Origin of the sequence: Hydrogenophaga sp. (assembly GCF_041633695.1) — a bacterium.
Lineage (GTDB): Bacteria > Pseudomonadota > Gammaproteobacteria > Burkholderiales > Burkholderiaceae_C > Hydrogenophaga.
In genome coordinates this window covers 1-4,024 of the sequence record NZ_JBFJMY010000382.1, presented here as the reverse complement: position 1 = coordinate 4,024, position 4,024 = coordinate 1, and the positions used below count along the sequence as shown (strand labels likewise).

Annotated in this window: 5 protein-coding genes; all 5 read left to right on the top strand. The window is 63.5% G+C overall.

From position 1 onward, the window contains the following. The first annotated feature begins 130 nt into the window (after nucleotides 1–130). The gene (locus ABYB95_RS18520) at nucleotides 131–880 is read left to right on the top strand and encodes a phosphoadenylyl-sulfate reductase (RefSeq protein WP_372660196.1); all 750 of its coding nucleotides are present in this window, start codon (nucleotides 131–133) and stop codon (nucleotides 878–880) included. Further along, complete coding sequence (gene cysD / locus ABYB95_RS18515; protein WP_372660194.1) at nucleotides 877–1,821, top strand: sulfate adenylyltransferase subunit CysD; 945 nt, start codon at nucleotides 877–879, stop codon at nucleotides 1,819–1,821. The genes ABYB95_RS18520 and cysD overlap by 4 nt, the downstream gene beginning before the upstream one ends. Before the next feature lie 57 nt (nucleotides 1,822–1,878). Beyond that, nucleotides 1,879–3,174 (top strand): sulfate adenylyltransferase subunit 1, encoded by a 1,296-nt coding sequence (locus ABYB95_RS18510; protein ID WP_372660192.1) that lies wholly within the window; start codon nucleotides 1,879–1,881, stop codon nucleotides 3,172–3,174. Between the two features lie 110 nt (nucleotides 3,175–3,284). After that, nucleotides 3,285–3,614, top strand: a complete 330-nt coding sequence (fdxA, locus tag ABYB95_RS18505) for a ferredoxin FdxA (protein ID WP_372660190.1) — start codon at nucleotides 3,285–3,287, stop codon at nucleotides 3,612–3,614. A 6-nt stretch (nucleotides 3,615–3,620) separates the two neighbouring features. Continuing rightward, the coding region (locus tag ABYB95_RS18500) for an NAD(P)/FAD-dependent oxidoreductase (protein WP_372660188.1) at nucleotides 3,621–4,024 on the top strand (404 nt) is incomplete at its 3' end.

The following is a 4,024-nucleotide window of genomic DNA, read 5'->3' as shown; positions in this document are numbered from 1 at the left end:
CGGTTCTGCGGGCCGACCAGGACCTGGCCCGTGGCCAGGCACTGCTGGCCCACTACCCGGCCTTCTACCAGGGCGACGCCGTCACCCCTGCGCCCTTGTTCGTGCTCGAACAGGCCTGAAAGGAATACGCATGTCCGCCACCGAGCTCTACAACCGCCCCTCTGCCGACTTCGACGCCAAAGTCGCCCGCAGCATCGCGCTGCTGAAAGAAGTGGCCGCCAGCCATTCCAAGCTGACGCAAGCCTCCAGCCTGGGGGTGGAAGACATGGTGGTCACCCACCTGATCCACCTGGCCCAGATCGCATCGGGCATTTTTGTGCTCGACACCGGCAAGCTGCACCCCGAAACCCTGGCGATGGTCGAGAAAATCGAGAAGCGCTACACCCGCAGCGTCGAGGTCTACCGCCCCAAAAACGAGTCGGTGATCAAGTTCGTGCGGCAGAACGGCGAAAAAGCCATGTTTGAAAGCGTGGAGCTGCGCAAAGGTTGCTGCGACATCCGCAAGATGGAGCCGCTCGCACGCGCCCTGGCCGGGCACGACGGCTGGATCACCGGTTTGCGCCGGGAGCAGTCGAATGCGCGGGCCGAAGTGGCCGAAGTCATGCAGGAACCCGAGCGCATCAAGGTCAACCCGTTGGTGGAGTGGACCTGGGGCGATGTCTGGCATTTTGTGGCCACCCAGCAGCTGGAATACAACGCCTTGCACGACCAGTTCTACCCCAGCATCGGCTGCGAGCCCTGCACCCGCGCCATCAGCATGGGCGAAGACTTTCGCGCCGGGCGCTGGTGGTGGGAACAGGAAAGCGCCAAAGAATGTGGCCTGCACGTGCAGGCGATCGAACCCTTGCGAAACGCCATCGAAGAAAAGAGCCCATCATGAACGCCCGCGCCGACGCCACCGTGCTGAACACCGCCGACCACAGCCTGAGCAACGCCCACCTGGATGCGCTGGAAGAAGAAACCATCTTCATCCTGCGCGAGGTGGCCGCCGCCTTTGAGCGCCCCACCCTGTTGTTCTCGGGCGGCAAAGACTCCCTGGTCATGCTCAAGTGCGCCGAAAAGGCCTTTGGCGTGGGCAACATCCCCTACCCCCTGCTGATGATCGACACCGGGCACAACTTCCCGGAAGTGACCGACTTCCGCGATTTCCGCGCCCAGGAACTGGGTGCCGAACTGATCGTGCGCAACGTCGAAGACTCCATGAAGCGCGGCACCGTGCGCCTGGCCCACCCCGGTGAAAGCCGCAACGTGCACCAGTCCGTGACCTTGCTGGAAGCGATCGAAGAATTCCGCTTCGATGCCTTGATTGGCGGCGCCCGCCGCGACGAAGAAAAGGCCCGCGCCAAAGAGCGCATCTTCAGCCACCGCGACAGCTTCGGCCAATGGCAGCCCAAGGCCCAGCGGCCCGAACTCTGGACCCTGTTCAACACCCGCTTGCAGCCGGGCGAACACTTCCGGGTGTTCCCGATCAGCAACTGGACCGAGCTCGACGTGTGGCAGTACATCGCCCGCGAGAACATCGCCCTGCCTTCGCTCTACTACACGCACCAGCGCGACGTGGTGGACCGCCGTGGCCTGCTGGTGCCCGTGACCGAGCTCACCCCGGCGCAAAGCGGTGAAACCGTGGAACGGCGCGATGTGCGTTTCCGCACCGTGGGTGACATCACCTGCACCTGCCCGGTGCCCAGCCTCGCCGCCACCGCCGAAGACATCGTGGTGGAGACGCTGTCGGTGGAGGTGAGCGAGCGCGGCGCCACCCGCATGGACGACAAGACCTCCGACGCCTCGATGGAGAAGCGCAAAAAGGACGGGTACTTCTAACGCCCCGCGCCGCACCTGCGGCGCCCTGGACCAGACACTTCGACTTCGGACATGGACATGAACACCACGATTTCTTCCCCCGCTGCCATCGACACCAGTGCCGCGCTGCGCCTGATTACCTGTGGCAGCGTGGACGACGGCAAAAGCACCTTGATCGGCCGCCTGCTGGTCGACAGCAAGGCCGTGCTGCAAGACCACCTGGCCGGCGTGCAGCGCCAGGGCCAGACCGACCTGGCCTTGTTGACCGACGGCCTGTCGGCCGAGCGCGAACAAGGCATCACCATCGATGTGGCCTACCGCTACTTCAACACCGAAACGCGCAAATTCATCATTGGCGATGCGCCCGGGCACGAGCAATACACCCGCAACATGGTGACCGCCGCGTCCAGCGCCGACGCCGCAGTGGTTCTGGTCGATGCCAGCAAGCTGCAATGGCAGGACGCCGGTCTCAAGCTGCTGCCGCAGACCCGCCGCCACAGCCTGCTGCTCAAGCTGCTGCGCGTGCCCTCGGTGGTGTTCGCCATCAACAAACTGGATGCGGTGGCCGATAGCCGGCTCGCGTTCGAACACATCAGCGCCGCCTTGCAAGCCTTTGCGGCTGAAGCGCAAATCCCGGTCACCGCCACCGTGCCGGTCTCGGCCCTCATGGGCTGGAACGTGGTGGATGCCGCCGCCGAGGCGAACTGGTGCGGCTACAGCGGCCCCACCTTGCTGCAGATTCTGGAGGACCTGCCGGTCACGCCTGCCGACACCGATTTGCCGTTTGCCTTTGCCGTGCAGTGGGTCGAGAAGTTCGCCTCTTCCGCCGACACCGCCAAGGGCCGCCGCACCTTCTGGGGCCGTGTGGCCACCGGCATGGTCCAACCCGGCCAGCAAGTACGCGTGATGCCCAATGGGCAAACCGCCACCGTGGCCCAGGTGCTCAGCCATGTGCGCAACCCGCAGGCCGTGATGGCCGGACACAGCGCCGGCATCGTGCTGGACCGTGAACTCGACGTGTCGCGCGGCGACTGGCTGCTGGCGCAGGACGACGGCCTGCAGGCGAGCCGCGACATCCAGGCCACCGTGGCCTGGATGGACGACGAAACCCTGGTACCCGGCCGCGTGTACTGGGCGCTGCACGGCCACCGTTGGGTCAAGGCCAAGATCAAACGCATCGTGCACCGCCTCGACATCCACACCTTGGCCGAAGAAGACGCGACCCAGCTCGAACCCAACGCCATTGGCCACATCGAACTCACCCTGCAAGAGCCGCTGGTGACCCTGCCTTTCGCGCAATCGCGGGCCCTGGGCTCGCTGGTCCTGGTCGATACCGCCAGCCACAAAACCTCGGGGGCCTTGCTGGTGAACTAGTTTTTTCGCCCGCAGCCATGCCTTAACTTATGTCAAGACCAGGGGCATGCAAAAGCCCTACCCTCAGCTAAACCCTAAAATTCGGGTTTTACCGAATTCCCTCCATCACCATGACCCACGTTGTCACCGAATCCTGCATCCGCTGCAAATACACCGATTGTGTGGACGTTTGTCCCGTGGATTGCTTCCGCGAAGGCCCGAATTTCCTCACCATCGACCCCGATGAGTGCATCGATTGCGCGGTCTGCATCCCCGAATGCCCCGTGAGCGCCATCTACGCCGAAGAAGACTTGCCGGCGGACCAGTTGCACATGACCGATCTGAACGCCGAACTGGCGCGCTTGCCGGGCTGGAAGAGCATCACCAAGCGCAAAGAACCCCTGCCAGACGCCGACGATTGGAAGGACAAAACGGGCAAACTGTCCGAGATGGTCCGCTGAAAGAACATGGAACCTCAACTGAACCAAGAAGTGATCGCCACCGCCGCCGCACACGACGGCCCGATAGAAACCGATGCCGTGATCGTGGGCGCAGGCCCGGTTGGGCTGTTCCAGGTGTTCGAACTCGGTCTGCTGGAAATCAAGGCCCATGTGATCGATTCGCTGGCCTATCCCGGTGGCCAGCCGGTGGAGTTGTATCCCGACAAGCCGATTTACGACATCCCGGCCGTGCCGGTGTGCACCGGGCAAGAGCTCACCGATGCGCTGCTCAAGCAGATCGAGCCTTTTGGGGCGACCTTCCATCTCGGGCAAGAGGTCACCACGGTGGAGAAACAGGACGATGGGCGCTTCTTTGTGGAAACGTCCAAAGGACGCCAATTTCTCACCAAGACCATCTTCATCGCCGCCGG